The following is a 14,930-nucleotide window of genomic DNA, read 5'->3' on the forward strand; positions in this document are numbered from 1 at the left end:
TTCCTCCAAGCATAGATTTTCCTATAAATCCTTTCCTTGCCTACCTATCGTATACCTCTACAGGTAAAACTAATAGTGATTGTGTATTTCTTGATTTTACTAGATTAAGAAAATAGGCTATAGATAAGAATAGCATTGAGAATAATAGATACATTAAAAATAATCACTGCCCATGCAGGGTAAGCCTTTGCCTTCTCAAGTTTATGTCCAAGACTGCTCATTTCCTGGCTGTGGTAGGTCAGGGCGTTTTCAATTTTTTCCTGCTGTTGCAGCAAGGCATATTCGAGTCTACTACTGTCAATAGCAATTTTCTGCTGTTGTATTTTCTCGAGCTTTTCAACGGTTCGTTCAAACAGGCTGATCTCTGAAACCAGCAGTTCACTAAGTTGGTCTAATTTTGCCATGATATTATATTTAAAATCCCATTCCCATATCCATTCCCCTGGAGATGACTTTCTTGATTACATGTTTGGCTATAGCCTTTACCATGCCGGTGGAAAGTTCCACTGTGGTTCCTGCAACGTTCAGTTGCGTATTTTCCTTTAGAAAGGCTGGTATGGATTTCCCAGATGCCAGGCTTTTACCAATATTCCCGCCTGTCATGGAGCGGTGCACTTCACTGCCTTTCAGGTTGTAATTATCAAATTGGAACCGGAAGCCCTGAAGTTTATTGGACTTGTTAATAGATGGGATAACCTTTACTCCATTGGTCTCCATAACTTTGATGTATTCCCCAAAGTTTTGCGGTCTGAACTGCTTCATAGTCAGGTCGTGCCTTCTTTTGATTTCAGAACGAATAGAGGAGAGGTTCATTTCTTTCTCCCACTGTACCTGTTTTACGGTCGTCAGTTGCATCCTCTCCGCAACTTTCTCTGCAGCCTGTTGACTGTGTTTACCGATAAAGCTGTCATTATAAGCCTGTCCCCTAAAGTCAATACGATTTACATAAAGATGAATATGCTTATGCTTTTTATCCGTATGTACAAAAGCGATAGCCTGTCGGTCCTTTAAGTTCATTTCCTTCATAAATTCGGTGCATATCTTCGAGAGCGTTTTCTTGTCCAGGATTACCATCCTCAATGGTGGGACTCAGTACAAAGGAGAGCGTATTGTTCTTGCAGTTGCCATTCAGTTCCTGGATAAACCTGAATTCCGAAGTAACCTCTTTAGGAGAATCTGCCGAAAGGTTTTGGGAGAAGATTACCCTGGCATCTTTCTCCTGGTTCCAGCCATACTGCATGGAAGCCCGGGTATGCGCTATTGCTTTTCCTTTGCCGATCATCTTTTTACATTTTGAAGGTGTGTTTTGATCTCATCCGCCAGTTTATAGACTTCCCTGGACAGCTTAGGATCTTTTTTCCGGAACATATTCCCGATGGACTTGAAGTTGTTGTGAAACTTTGAAAGCGTTTTATAGATCTCGATATGATCTTCGGAGAGGCGCTCTTTAATCTCTTTTTCATGGGCCGCCCTTCTGCAAAATTCACTTAATGAAATGCCACTGTGTTTTGCTTTTATCTTGAGCAGCTTCTTTTCATAAATGGAACACCTGAATTTTATATGTTGGCTTTTCCCCTTAAACCTCTCCTTTTTTTCATTGCGACCATCGGGAGTAATCAAGATTGTGCCCACAGGCACACATCTTGAATTATCGTCACAAAAATCATGATCATTACCCGAATCAGATTTTTTCAACTTTCCCAGTAGTTGGGAATCCTGCTGAACGACGGGTAAAGGAATTTCTATTCTGGTTTCCGCCTTCTTTTCAATTAACTGCCTTTCTGTTTTCATGGCACAATTTTTCATTTAGATCTTTAAATCCTTTGTAGAAACCACGTTCATCTGTGGCCGATCAAAAAGGTTCAAAAGCAAGTCAGTTGCTTTATTTCCTGCAGGGTCATTATCGAGGTATAGCCGGATATTTTCATATGGGGAAATATGCTCCGGAATCTTATGTACAAAGCCAAGGGAATTCAGGATGATGACATCTGAAGAATTTACCAGATATTCTTCCATAACTGACAGGGAGAGGAAGTCAAACATCCCTTCCGTTATTAATAAGGTATGATGGTTTCTTTGGAGATAGGAAAAGGATTTAGGGGAGCTGGAATTTTTAAGATATTTATTACGTAGTTCCCATCCTCCGAGGTAATTGAGCAAACCTATTGCGAAGTAGGCTTTTGATTTTAGCCTATACCGGACTTCCCTGCAGTGTTGTCGGGCTACAGGAAAAGGAATTCCCCTGGAGTCAAGGTATTCTTTCAGGGCAGGATGAGTAATAAAATTTACCTCGATAACGACGATCCCTTCTTTCCGGGCCTGAATTACTTTTGGGTTAGGACAGTCGAAGATTGGAAGCGTATCAGTGGATAAGAATTCCAGTGCTTCCTCAAAGGAACTATTCTTCAGTTGCATGATGAGATCTATCACGTTTCCCCCTTTTCCCTGTCCGAAGTCAAACCATAGGTTTTTGATCAAAGAAACGTTGAAAGAGGCTTGGGTTTCTGACCGCAGGGGACTCAGAAACCAAGCTTCTTTTTCCGATTTTCTGGTGGGGTAGTGCCCTAATGTTGCGAGTGTTTTCACGATGCAAACATTACGGGCATTTCTCCACGATAGTTGATGCTTTTTCATTTCATTCATTTTTTTGATTTCTATCTACCTATTTACCCAACCCCTTTAAAAGATTGGATTTCCTTTCCTTTTTTGCTATTCCTTCTATTTACCCTAATTACCCCGGGGTAGTTTCCAGGTAGATACTTTAACATATCTAATTACCACAGCTCAAATCCCTGTTCATGGTGCCTTAGCCTGTTTGGGTAATTAGGGTAATTAATTTTTATAAAAGTTCTAAAGGAGAGGACTTGAACTTCTGTTTGATCAGGTAACCATAACTTCGACTTTGAGATGATTTTATTCTTTCGTAACCCAATGCTTTCAGAGCCCTTCCCATATAGTACATGTTGAGGCGGGGATTGATACAGGCCAGCTGAATGACCAGGTCAGAAGCAGTTTTAAAATCCGCTGGATCGCAGCTTTGTGTATAGTATTTGCATACCAACTCTTCCTCCAGGGTTGTTTCCCTGTAGGTTTTGTTTCTTTCTTCGTTTTCAGCAATGTCTTTTAAGGTGAGTTCCGGATAGAACGTTTCATCTATGTAAGCCAGGTAATATGCCTGGGACCAGACCTGATCAATATTTATTTCCCGCGAGTATGAAAAGTTGATGATGTTGTTCAGTTCAAAGCACAACCAACGTACAGAACCCGTTTCATCATTCAGAAATGTGGACCGATTGGTAGATCCTATAAAGCTACAGGTCCTGAACAGCGTGGAGTTCTTTCTATCATAGGGTAAGCGCTCGTTAATGCTCGTCTTCGAAAAATAAGCTTTCAGGGCATTTATTTCTTTTTTTGCGAGGACGGATAATTCATCCAGGTTGATCAGAAAATTTCGGGTTAGCTGTATGCGTGCATCCTTGTCCGTAGTAATGTCTTCTGCAAAATAATTGGAAAGAGTAGGAGGGCAGAGGAACCTGCACCAGGTAGATTTCCCGGAGTTCTGTTGTGGATGAACTAAAACCAGGCATTGCTTATTAAAGTAATTTTTTTCCACGGCACATCTCACCGTGCGGACAAGCCATTTCCTAAAATGGTAAAGAAATAATTCAGGTTCCTTTAGTGGGAGGTAAGATGCGAGTGCCTTGATATGATCCTGCCCGTGCCAATTAGGTAAAGATTTGAAGTAGTCTTCAATGGGATTAAATTTTGGGACAAAATGGGATCTTAAATAGATCTCCAGTTTGGCAGGGTTTACCTGGATGTCGGACTGAGCCAGTTCAATCAGGAAAGAGTTGACCTCCAGTATTTCCCAGTTATTTTCACCCTTTAAGGAAATCTGAAAGTCATGGCCCAATTCATCGTACCGGAGCTCATATTTCTTTGAAGCATATTCAAAGATAAAGTCATAGACAGTTTTTTTCTTCTGCTCCCGTGCCCCATACATCTTTTCCTCATTGCCAGACATAATATCAGAGTTTAGATTAGAAGAATCTTTTCTTATTCCTGAAGGTATAGTCCAGGGCTTCTGTCTTTAGTTCACCGGCTGATTTCTTTGAGTTGGAAAGAAGCCAGTGATCCAGTTTTTCCCGGGAGAAGTAGATCATTTTCCCCCTGGGTTTGGAAAAGGGAATTTCTCCTTTTGCTGTAAGCTTATAAAGATAGCTTCGGGAGATGCCGGTGTATTCACTTGCTTCCTCCAAGGACATGACCGTTTTATTGGCACGTAAAAGATTTTCAATACGATCCAGTTGTTCCAGAATTTTGATGGTGTCCATAATTAAACTATTTGAAGTTGATACTGAAAAAAAGCGCTTTTGCTTTTCGGATTCTGGAGCTAAACTAGGAAGGGAAGAGATTAAAAAGTAATACATTAAATACCAGGTATGACTAATAACCAATAATGTATGGAGCTTTCAAGAACATCAGAAAGCGGAATTTCTTTTCAATTTGGTTGCAGTAAATCCTACCATAAAAAAATTGATGCTAAACGAGTAATAAATAAGAAAAGCTAATGGAATTGGTAAATTAAGAGGGGACATAAATTGTAAATCTGAATCCGGCTATTGTTGCTATCTTATTACAGGATTGGGGTTCTTAAAGAAGTGACGGCGTTGAAAAATCTGCAGACTGAATTGTTGTGCTATATGTGAGATATTACAATTTGTATAGGACGATCTATCTGTTATTGACCCTTTTTAAGATGATGATAATTTAACGAAAAAATAATTTACCTTAGCCCAAATGGCAATTTTTCACCGATCAACACAGTGGTTTAATGAGTAGGAATGAGTATCATACTTTAGCAGATTCAGATTTATGGATGGCTTTCTGTGACGATGATAGAGGTGCTTTGGAAGAAATTTATTACCGTCATATTGATCTTTTGTATAGTTATGGAGCCAAGATTACTTCTAATAATGCACTTGTTGAAGATTGTATTCAGGAGGTTTTTATAACTCTTTGGGAGAAGAGAAAAAAGCTGCAGTCTACTACTTCCATTAAATTTTATTTGTTTAAATCCTTAAAACGGAGAATATTCCGAAAATTAAAGGAATCTCAGAGATTAGGTTTTCGCTATGATTTTTCCGATCCTTATTTGGCCACAACATTTAAAAACGATCCTGGTAGGGTAGAGCTGGATGAGCATACGATTAGGAAGATAAATGACAGTTTTAATAAATTGACGAACCGTCAAAAGGAAATTGTCTATTTGAGGTTTTATGCTCAACTCGATTTTCAGGAGATTGCTGCTGTCATGGAGCTTTCCGTAAAAGCTACCTATAAACTTCAAGCCCGCGCCATACAAAGGCTAAGAGAAAACTTTTTACTTTTTTTTACGTTTTTCTGAAAATTTTAGGAATTATTTGGGGTAAAATCTGGAAGTTGTGCATTTACTGTTAACAAGCTAGTTGAATTTCGCGCGTTTTTCATCTAAATATTTAAATCAAATGAACAATTACGAAAGCTTTGAGGCTGTCGATTTTATTGCGGATGATTATTTTCTGAATTGGGTTCTATCACCTAACGCTGAGAATAAGGATTTTTGGAAACATTGGTTAACCCAACATCCCGATAAAAAAGAGGAGGTTAAAAAAGCAATAACCGTTGTGAAGTCTTTAAAATTTAGGGAAACAACTTCCCTGAATTCATTCCAAAAGACCAGGTTGCTTGAGAAGATCAATTCAGGAATTGACCAGAATGAGGGTAATAGGGAAAAGAAGATTTTTGCTTTGCATCCTCTCAAAAGTAGATTCCGATTTCTGGGTGGAATTGCAGCCAGCCTCGTAATTATAGCATTTCTAAGCTATTTCTTCATTAATATTTCTGACACAACTACTGTAGATACAGATTTTGCGGAAAAGAAAGAAATAGTTTTGCCAGATGGTTCTTTAGTGATAATTAATTCAAATTCTGAAATCTCTTACGCCAGTAATTGGGAAGACAGGTCTGTACGTGAGGTTTGGTTGGAAGGAGAAGCTTTTTTTGATGTTGAGAAAGCAACAGGAAAAGACCACCAGCCAAAATCTTTCATTGTACACTCCGGAAATCTCGAGGTACAGGTTTTAGGTACTACTTTTAATGTGGGAGATAGGAGAGGGGAAACAAAAGTTACCCTTTTAACAGGAAAGGTGAAACTAGAGAATAAGCTGAATAAGGATGCTGAGCCGCTCTATCTGGAGCCGGGGGAACATGCGGAAATTTCTAAGGGAGATAAGGTAATTAAGAAATCAAAAGTTGATACCAAAAAATATGCAAGCTGGGTCAACAATAAATTGATTTTTGAAAACGCCGAATTATTAGAAATCAAACATGTTTTGCAGGATAATTTCGGTCTGGAAGTAATTTTTGAAGATCAGGACTTGCTTAAACGTAAATTCACCGGTATTATCAAAACTGATAATATGGAAGAGTTTTTACGTACTCTCGAACTTTCATTTGATGTAAATGTTACAAAAGAAAACGGGAAAATAATTTTCCAACAGTAACTAACAAAACTATCTAAAACATGTTGAAATTCGTACAACCTTTTCTGGCTGTCGCGATGCTTATGGGTATAACTCTTGTCCCCCATGCAGCGGGGTCGCAAGAACTCCTGGCATCTGTAGGAACGCATCAGGAAAAAAATCAAACCAGTTCTTCACGTGAAATTCCTTTAAAAAAATTATTGGAAGAAATATCAGGAGAGTTACAAATTCATTTTAATTATGAAAGTAACCTCATAGAAAATAAAACCCTCAGAAGAAATGAGGTGGAGATAAATGAAGAACGAATACATAGTTCTCTCCAAAATGCCCTAAAGAGATTAAATCTGAAAATAGAGAAAATTGAAAGAGATAATTATGTGATTTTCTCAGGTTCAGGTGTTAGAAAACAACCTTCAGAGGATGGAAACACGAGTAGAGTAGATACTTCTACTGCAGGAAGCCAAAATTTAAGGATTGGAGGGATTTATACTTCAGAAGCACAGGATTTTACAATTGAAGGATCTGTTATTGATGAACAGGACGCAATGCCTATCCCGGGTGTGACCATTATTGAAAAAGGAACATCAAACGGAACTGTAACGAATATGAATGGGGAATATTCCATATCAGTGTCTAACCCCGATGCTGTTCTTGTGTTTTCTTATATTGGTTATGAGACCATTGAAGTTCCAATAGATAACAGACAGAGGATAGATTTGGCTTTAAGTACAAGTTCTGAATCTCTGGATGAGGTTGTAGTTACCTCTTTTGGAATTAAGCAGGAGAAGAAATCCCTTGGTTATGCCGTTCAGGAAGTTTCGGGAGAAGAAATAACCCGGACAGAGGAACCAAATCTTATTAATGCATTAAGAGGAAAAGTTGCCGGTGTTTCTATTAATAGTTCAAGTGGGGCTGCCGGTGCCGGCTCTAACATTATAATACGAGGTATTACCTCGTTAAGTCCTTCCGGGGATAACCAGCCATTATTTGTTGTAGACGGGATGCCTATTTCTAATTCCACAACTTCAGGGAGCGTTCTGCCCAGTGAAGGATCGGCAGCTTCTGGAAGCAATGAGCAGTATTCCTTTACAAACAGGTCTGCCGATATAAACCCTGAAGACATTGAATCTATTTCTATTTTAAAAGGTCCCTCAGCTACTGCTTTGTACGGACTAAGGGCAGCTAATGGAGTTGTTATTATTACAACCAAAAAGGGAAAAGAAGGACGCACACAGGTGAGGGTAAAAAGTACCATTACTTTCGAAGAAGTAAACAAGACTCCAGATATTCAAATGGATTATAGGGAAGGCTGGAGAGGAAGAGCACGTGCCTATGAAGATCCAGATAGTCCTTTTGGTTATTCGTATGGATATTACACCTGGGGTCCTCGAAATGGTCCGCTGGACAACCCTACTAATCCTCATGAAGAGTTTTTTAGAACAGGGGTGCGATATAATAACTATGCAAGTATTTCCGGAGGGAATAGCAAAACAAATTTTTATACATCGGTATCTAATTTAATGCAGGAAGGGATAGTTCCCAATACCGATTACGATCGAACTACATTCAAGATTAGCGGAGAAACAAGTTTGGCTGATAAGCTTCGGGTTTCAGGAAGTGCTAATTATTCCAATTCCGGAGGGAGCAGACCTAACGGGGGAGATAAAAGTGTTATTAGTAATCTTAGAAGATGGTCACCTACAATTGATGTGAACGATTATTTACTGCCCGATGGTTCGGAAAAAAATTATACGGAAGGTGTTATAAACAATCCGCTATATCTTGCCTATAACAGCACATTTGAAGATGATGTCAATCGAATTATCGGGAATATGGGAATTAATTATACCCCTTTTTCATGGATGACTGTGGACTATAAAGTTGGGATTGATTACTATAATGACAGCAGGGTAAGGTTTGCAGCAAATGACATAAAAGTAGCTGTTCCGGTAAACGGATTTATGATAGAGGAAAACATAAACTACAAAGAGATCAACTCTAATTTTTTAGTCACACTTCAAAAACAATTAAATCCGGATTTTAATGGTTCTTTGACTTTAGGAAATCAAATTACTGATATTACATATGATCGTTTAAATACTAGGGGAGAAGGTTTTAATCTTCCCGATTTTCAAGACCTGAGCAATACTACAAATCTCTTTGTTAATAAAAATGCGTACCAAAGGAGAATAGTAGGACTTTTTGCAGATGCAAAATTTGATTATAAGGAAACGCTCTTTTTAAATGTTACTGCGAGAAATGACTGGTCATCGACTTTACCCAAAGAAAACAGGTCTTTCTTTTATCCGTCGGTTAATACCAGTTACATATTCACAGAAACCCTGGGACTGGGAGCAGATGATTTTCTTAGTTATGGAAAACTAAGAGCCTCCTGGGCAAAGGTTGGTAAAGATGCTTCTCCTTATGTAGTGGGACAGTATTTTGAGGGAACCCCTGGTTTTCCTCTTAATGGTGTAGGTGGATTTAAAAAATCAAATTCTGCAGGAAGTCTTTCCTTAAAACCTGAAACGACCACTTCTTATGAATTTGGGACAGACCTGAGATTCCTTGGAAACAGAGTTGGTGTGGATTTAACATATTTCCAACAAGCCAGTGAAAATCAAATCGTGTCCTTTCCTGTCAGCAATCCCAGTGGACTTTCAAGGTTTACTACCAATGCAGGGGAAATCGTTAGTACCGGTTTAGAAGCCTTGATTGATTTCAAGCCTATTCAAACCGATGATTTTTCTTGGGATGTTACCCTTAACTGGTCCAGGATAAGGAGCGAAGTTATTAGTCTTCCCGAAGGTTTGGAAGTTATTGAATTCCAGAATTCCAGTGAGGGCGTTACCAGTAGAGTACTCGAAGGTGGATCTCCCGGGGATTTGTATGGATATGGCTATGCTCGTGATAGCAATAACAACCTTTTAATTGACAGTAATGGGTATCCACAGGTAGTTACTGATTCTCTTATTTATGCAGGTTCTGCAATGCCGGACTGGACAGGAGGAATTTCCAGCTCCTTCACATATAAAAATGTTAATCTCTCATTTCTCATAGAGGTTAAAGAGGGAGGGGATGCTTATGATGAAAGCAGGATTAACGACTGGGAATTCGGTACTATTTCAGCAACCAACGGTAGATATAAAGAAGTAATTTTCCAGGGAGTTACAGCTGATGGACAGCCAAATACCCAACCTGTTATTCTGGATCAGGATTTCTACAGGTTGTCCAGATACAACCAGGCTGCTGAACTCCTTATGCAGGATGCTTCATGGGTGCGGCTAAGAAATGTTACGCTTTCTTACAGGCTACCAAAAGCTTTAATGGATAGAACATTTTTTAATGATATTACATTAAGTGCTACAGGAAATAATTTGTTCCTCATCACTCCTTTTGAAGGATATGATCCTGAAGGAACTACCTATAGTGCCGGGAGTAATGCCTTTGGGTTAACGGGTTATAATATCCCCAATACCAGAAGTGTCACTTTTGGACTAAATCTAAATTTCTAAAAACAATAGGATGAAAAAAATTACATTTTACAGCAAATTTTTACTGGTAATGCCTATGCTATTGCTGATGACGGCATGTGAGGATTACCTGGATGTAAATGATGATCCCAACCGGATTAGTGAGGAAGAAGTTGAGATGGAAGTTTTGTTGCCGACTTCGATTTATTATTTAGGTGACACCTATTTTAATATTGCTTATTATACCAGTCAATATACACAACAGTCGTCTTCTGTGGGCAACAACGGACCCAGCAACCAGAATGAACTTTCCCTTACTTCAGCCTGGGTAAATATTTACCTCGACGGCCTCACATCGGTAGCCACAATAATGAACAAAGCCACAGACGCTGAAGCTTATCACTATAGAGGAATTGCCGGAGTTTTACGGGTTATGAACGTTGGAATAGCTACAGATCATTGGGGTGCAATTCCTTTTGATGAAGCCCTTATGGAGGAAGAGAATTTTAGTCCTTCCTACAATGACCAAAGTTATATTTATGCCCAAATACCCCGGCTCCTCGATGAAGCAATAGAAGATCTCAAGCGGGAAGATAACAGTATATACCAACCTGCCGAAGATGACCTTGTATATGGTGGTGATATTTCTAAATGGATTAAGTTGGCGCATACCCTTAAAGCACGGTACGCCATTCATTTGACCAAAAAGGGAACCGTTGAGGCAGCTCAAATGGCGTTGGAAGCTCTGGAAAATGGCATGGAGAGCAACGCAGATGATTTTGGCCTGAATTATTCCACACGAACATTTAACCCCTGGTATGCAGGAGTAGTTTTAGCGGGACAAACAGGAAATTCAAACCTGATAATTTCAGAACAGGTAGTGCAGTATATGGATGGAACAAGTTATCCTTTTGCCAGTGCCGACCTGGAGAATGATCCGCGTCTGGATAATATAGCTTTCAATGAATCTAATGGAAATCCTTTAATAGGTGGTATAAATGGTGCGGGAAAAGGCGGTGCAAATGCCCGCTTTGCTGAAGATAGTTACTATACTTCTCAAACTGCACCTATTGAAATGGTGACGTACGCTGAAAGCAAATTTATAGAAGCCGAAGCACGTTTCCTTTTGAATGGAGGGGATGCTCGTAGTGAGGGCACAACCCAGGAGGCCTACAATGCCTATCTGGAAGGTATAGAGGCAAATCTAATAAAAGTGGGTGTGGCTCCGGCAGAAAGGAACTTATATCTTACAGATGCCAGTATCGCCGTAGGAGCTGAAAATTTAACCCTGGAACTTATTATGAAAGAAAAATATCTGGCACTTTTTCTACATCCGGAGGTATGGACAGACATGCGTCGATATGATTATAGTAGTGAAGTATACAAAGATCTTTCCTTACCTGTCGCCCACAATCCGTTTTTAGAAGGAAAATGGGTGAGAAGAGTGAGATATCCGGACTCTGAATATAGCAGGAATGATGAAAATGTACAGGAAGTTACCAAGGACGTTTCAACACGTTTATGGTGGGACCAATAAAAATTAAATTTTATGAAAAATATTAGAACCATATTATTTGTAGCCTTAGTTTCAGTCAGTTTAACCGCTTGCTATGAAGATGATACCTGGCTTGAACAGAACATAGAAGAAACCGGAAGGAGTGTTCCAATGATAGCCAGTTTCACCACGTCAGATGAGGATTATTCATCCGGGAATGAAATAACCCTGGATCTTAGATACTGGTCTAATGATGAAATTGCGCAGGTTGATTTTTTTGCACAGGTACAAGGACATCCTGAATTGGATGATCTTAGAGTCTATCCCTATGAGGAGGCCTATTCCGCGCAGAGCAGGACAGATTCACTTTTAATTACATATACTATTCCTGATGTGCCAAGTGGTACAAGCTTCGGATTTCAGGTAGTGGTGAAAAATGAGAATGGACTTACTGCAAGCTCAAGTGAGGTAAGGGAAAGTCCTACAGGAGTTCCGGAAGGAAGAGACGGTGGTGTTATAAATTTCCGGGTAGACTAATTTCTAATTGTACCTAAAACTTTAAAAATGAAAAAAAATAAAATGATACTATCACACTTATTATTAATCATGGGCATCATGATAGGAAGTTATTCCTGCTCAGGGGACGATTCCGGTAATTCTACAGACGACACAGTGGATCCGGAACCAGATCCTGTTGAGGTAAGTTATGAAATTCCCAAAGGTAAACCAGAGGATTTTGGTTTTGATCCTGATGCATTTCTTAAGGTTGACAGTCGTGCTTCTTTAATGGACAGGCTTCATAGTTTGTTAATCATTAGGAGGGACACCCTGATCTTTGAAAACTATTACAATGGATTTTCTGAAGGACAGGATAGCAACCTTAAATCTTCTTCAAAGAGTATTTTAAACCTGCTAATAGGAATAGCTATTGAAGAAGGCTTTATTAACAGCGTGGATGAAACTCTTTATCAATATGTGCCAGGGATCTTCAATGATGAGATGGATCCGAGAAAAAAAGAAATTACTATAGAGCATTTGATGACCATGACCTCCGGATTGGAGTCTACAAGTTTGGATAATTATTCAGGTTGGACCAATAGTGATAACTGGCTGGAATATGCCCTTGAATTACCTATGGAAGCAGATCCAGGCAACTGGTATGCTTATAGTACGGGTGACACACATCTGCTTTCTGCAATATTAACGGAAGCGACCGGGATGAGTTCCCTAGAATTCGCACAGCAATATTTATATGAACCTATGGAAATTGAAGTGACCCGCTGGACTACAGATCCGCAGGGATACAATGAAGGAGGGAACAATGTGTATGTGCAACCTTATGACCTGGCAAAAATAGGGATTATGGTAAAGAACGGAGGCGTATACAAGGATAAGCGTATTGTTTCGGAGGATTGGATAGAAAAGAGTATTGCATTCAAGGTAACTCCCCAGGGGATATCAAGACCTTTTGAAATAGAAGGATATGGTTATTTGTGGTGGCTTGTCAAGGCTAATGAATACAGCACCTATTCTGCCATTGGACATGGTGGGCAGTATATGATGACTATTCCGGAACTGGATATTATTATTGTTCTTACATCTCTAAGCCAGGGAACCACACCTGAAGCACATTTTACAAGTATTGCCAGTGTGGTAGAAGACTACATCCTTGGTGCGTTGGAAGAATAGTCTAAGCCTGCCAATTTTTAACCAGAAAAATTTAAAAGATGAAAAAAAATTATATCAACTTAACCAGAAGGTTGCCTTTACAAACTATCTTTCTGTTTATCCTTAGCATGGGAATAGTGATTTCCTGTTCCGATGATGACACTTTGGATGAAGTAGAGGAAGACCTTAGGCAGAATGCTGTAATTAGCTTTGAACCATCCTTTTTTGGTCAAAGTTTCTATACTGCGCCAGATTCAACACACACCTTTACGGTACAAATCAATAAAGGAGAAAGAAATGCTACTGAATTCAGGGTATATGAAAAGATCATGTCTAACGGAGTTCTGGAGCAGGAGCGCACACCACTTTCAGCCTTCACTCAGCAATTAAGCGGAGCTGATGATGAGGAGATCCTTATAGAGTACCATGTTTCTGACGAAAGAAAAAATAACGACAAGATCACATTGGAATTTATAGTTGATCAGGAAGAGGAATCTGTTTCTGAAGCTTTAGTTATAGAAGTTCAGGAAGAAGAACCGGAGGAAGATCCAATTCAGGAAATCAATGATATTATATATTACACTCAACTTGCTTTGGGCGGGCAGGACAATACGCAGACAGGTAGCTTCTTTAATGTCGAAACGGCTACTGATTTTACCTTGCCAGAAGCAAGCAGTAATCAGGAACAAATAGATTTTGCCATGTTAGTCGGAGCTTCCACAGGAATTAATTTCCTTGTTCCGGCAAGCAGTGGATTCCAATATTTTGGTGCAGAAATAAGAGATGCTGTTTATGATGGCTGGGATACTAAAAATGATGGTGAATTCGTGAATATAGGAAATATTGATTCTCAAGAAGTCTTTGAAGGACTTGAATATTCTGCACAAATAATAGAAGCATTTGAAACTGCGAAAGCAAATATCGGAGATACACCGGGCTACGTGGAAAATGAAAACGGACCCGGAGACCGAATTAGACAGGTACAGGTAGGGGATGTTATTTTCTTTAGAAGCGAATCTGGAAATATTTCTGTACTTCTGGTCACTTCCATGCTTCCTGATACAGGAGGATTGGTGGAGTTCGAAATGAAAACGGCTGCCGATCCAAATGCTGAACCCCAGGACCCGGATGATGGAGATGATGATGACGACAATGAAGATGGGGATATCGCTTATTTTGATGCGGTCGAAATTGGAGGACAGGAGCATACAGAGGTTGGTAGTTATTTTAATATTTCCAGCCAGTCTGCTTACAGTCTTCAAGATGCCACGGCGAATCAATCAGAGATTGACCTTATAATGTTGGTAGGGGCAAGTACCGGAGTTAACTTTCTGGCGCCTTCCAGCAGCGGATTGCAATATTTTGGATCAGAGATTGAAGATGCTGTATATTCAGGATGGACGACCAAAAATTCGGGACAGTTCCTAAATATTGGGAATTCCGGAACAGCTGCTGTTTTTGAAGATATATCTTCAGGAGCAGAAATGCAGGCAGCCTTTGAAACAGCCCTTGCAGAAGTTGAGGATATGGATGGGTATGTTGCTAATGAAAACGGACCAGGTGATCGCATTAGGCAGGTAGAGGTAGATGATGTTATCTTCTTCAAGGCACAGGACGGCACTTTAATAGTAATGAAGATAAATCAATTAGCTACCGATAATGCCGGGTCTGTAGTATTCGAATTGAAGACAGTAAATTAGCCAGAAGTAAGGAAGCCTGCCTGTGAAACCACAACGCAGGCTTCTTCTTTTCTATGTAAAATGTAAGGAA

General features: G+C 39.6%; 12 protein-coding genes and 1 pseudogene. 7 read left to right on the forward strand and 6 right to left on the reverse strand.

The window, feature by feature from the left end:
- Window positions 1-104: 104 nt before the first annotated feature.
- The 6 genes and pseudogenes from ACOV1Q_RS15605 to ACOV1Q_RS15630 all read right to left on the reverse strand — a co-directional run bounded on the left by ACOV1Q_RS15605 (window position 105) and on the right by ACOV1Q_RS15630 (window position 4,334).
- Window positions 105-404 carry a DUF6730 family protein gene (locus ACOV1Q_RS15605; RefSeq protein WP_424495331.1) on the reverse strand — a complete coding sequence of 100 codons (300 nt, stop codon included), beginning with the start codon at window positions 402-404 and terminating at the stop codon, window positions 105-107.
- Between the two features lie 10 nt (window positions 405-414).
- Window positions 415-1,282 (reverse strand): annotated as a pseudogene (locus tag ACOV1Q_RS15610) (relaxase/mobilization nuclease domain-containing protein).
- Window positions 1,279-1,791 (reverse strand): mobilization protein MbpA, encoded by a 513-nt coding sequence (mbpA, locus tag ACOV1Q_RS15615; protein ID WP_424495332.1) that lies wholly within the window; start codon window positions 1,789-1,791, stop codon window positions 1,279-1,281. Before mbpA ends, ACOV1Q_RS15610 begins: the two are co-directional and overlap by 4 nt.
- A gap of 15 nt (window positions 1,792-1,806) precedes the next feature.
- Window positions 1,807-2,634, reverse strand: coding sequence for a DUF8464 domain-containing protein (locus tag ACOV1Q_RS15620; RefSeq protein ID WP_424495333.1), 828 nt, complete (start codon window positions 2,632-2,634; stop codon window positions 1,807-1,809).
- Window positions 2,635-2,839: 205 nt separating this feature from the next.
- Entirely contained in the window at window positions 2,840-4,024 is a 1,185-nt protein-coding gene (locus tag ACOV1Q_RS15625; protein ID WP_424495334.1) for a VapE domain-containing protein, read from the reverse strand.
- Window positions 4,025-4,040: 16 nt separating this feature from the next.
- Complete coding sequence (locus ACOV1Q_RS15630) at window positions 4,041-4,334, reverse strand: helix-turn-helix domain-containing protein (protein ID WP_424495335.1); 294 nt, start codon at window positions 4,332-4,334, stop codon at window positions 4,041-4,043.
- Window positions 4,335-4,834: 500 nt separating this feature from the next.
- On the opposite strand from ACOV1Q_RS15630, the gene ACOV1Q_RS15635 reads away from it, so the two are divergent.
- From ACOV1Q_RS15635 to ACOV1Q_RS15665, 7 genes are all read left to right on the forward strand, one after another.
- Complete coding sequence (locus ACOV1Q_RS15635) at window positions 4,835-5,407, forward strand: RNA polymerase sigma factor (RefSeq protein WP_424495336.1); 573 nt, start codon at window positions 4,835-4,837, stop codon at window positions 5,405-5,407.
- 100 nt (window positions 5,408-5,507) lie between these two features.
- A complete protein-coding gene (locus ACOV1Q_RS15640; protein ID WP_424495337.1) occupies window positions 5,508-6,545 on the forward strand; it encodes a FecR family protein in 1,038 nt (345 codons plus the stop codon).
- A 20-nt stretch (window positions 6,546-6,565) separates the two neighbouring features.
- Window positions 6,566-10,039 carry a SusC/RagA family TonB-linked outer membrane protein gene (locus ACOV1Q_RS15645; RefSeq protein ID WP_424495338.1) on the forward strand — a complete coding sequence of 1,158 codons (3,474 nt, stop codon included), beginning with the start codon at window positions 6,566-6,568 and terminating at the stop codon, window positions 10,037-10,039.
- A 10-nt stretch (window positions 10,040-10,049) separates the two neighbouring features.
- Complete coding sequence (locus tag ACOV1Q_RS15650) at window positions 10,050-11,534, forward strand: SusD/RagB family nutrient-binding outer membrane lipoprotein (protein ID WP_424495339.1); 1,485 nt, start codon at window positions 10,050-10,052, stop codon at window positions 11,532-11,534.
- 12 nt (window positions 11,535-11,546) lie between these two features.
- Entirely contained in the window at window positions 11,547-12,029 is a 483-nt protein-coding gene (locus ACOV1Q_RS15655) for a hypothetical protein (protein ID WP_424495340.1), read from the forward strand.
- 27 nt (window positions 12,030-12,056) lie between these two features.
- Window positions 12,057-13,181: a serine hydrolase domain-containing protein gene (locus ACOV1Q_RS15660; RefSeq protein ID WP_424495341.1), complete on the forward strand. Its 1,125-nt coding sequence runs from the start codon at window positions 12,057-12,059 to the stop codon at window positions 13,179-13,181.
- A 38-nt stretch (window positions 13,182-13,219) separates the two neighbouring features.
- Window positions 13,220-14,860, forward strand: coding sequence for a hypothetical protein (locus ACOV1Q_RS15665; protein ID WP_424495342.1), 1,641 nt, complete (start codon window positions 13,220-13,222; stop codon window positions 14,858-14,860).
- Window positions 14,861-14,930: the final 70 nt, after the last annotated feature.

This window comes from Salinimicrobium maris (assembly GCF_049680855.1).
In the GTDB taxonomy this organism is placed as follows: domain Bacteria; phylum Bacteroidota; class Bacteroidia; order Flavobacteriales; family Flavobacteriaceae; genus Salinimicrobium.